The organism is Mesorhizobium sp. BHbdii (assembly GCF_053848045.1).
This window is the reverse complement of sequence record NZ_JBSPKX010000324.1, coordinates 1-397: the sequence shown is the minus strand read 5'-3', so window position 1 is coordinate 397 and position 397 is coordinate 1. Positions and strand designations below refer to the sequence as shown.

General features: G+C 66.0%; 1 protein-coding gene. It reads right to left on the bottom strand.

Annotation, left to right across the window (positions count from 1 at the left end):
- The coding region (locus ACWTU8_RS33260) for an ATP-grasp domain-containing protein (RefSeq protein WP_455851433.1) at positions 1–393 on the bottom strand (393 nt) is incomplete at its 3' end.
- Between the last annotated feature and the right edge of the window lie 4 nt (positions 394–397).

Below are 397 nucleotides of genomic sequence, written 5' to 3'. Positions count from 1 at the left end.
GATGCGGCCGACGGAACGGTCGACCAGGATCGACAGATAAAGCTCGCGCTCGATGTCGGCGCCGTCCTCGATATAGAGGCGGTTGACCTGCTTGCCGGCCGGGCCGGTCTGCTTGGTCACCAGCGTGTGGCCAAGCATCTCGTTGGCGTTGGCGACGACGTCGGCGACCGACTTCGCCAGCCGCACGCCGCCCTTGGCGTCAGGCGACAGTTCCTTGAACTTGCCCTTGCCGCGGCCGCCGGCATGGATCTGGCTCTTCACCACATAGAGCGGGCCGGGCAGCGCCTTGGCGGCGGCTTCCGCCTCGCTCGCCTTGAACACCGGCAAGCCTTCGGCCACCGGCGCGCCAAAGCTCTTCAGCAGCGCCTTGCCTTGATATTCATGGATGTTCATCGGG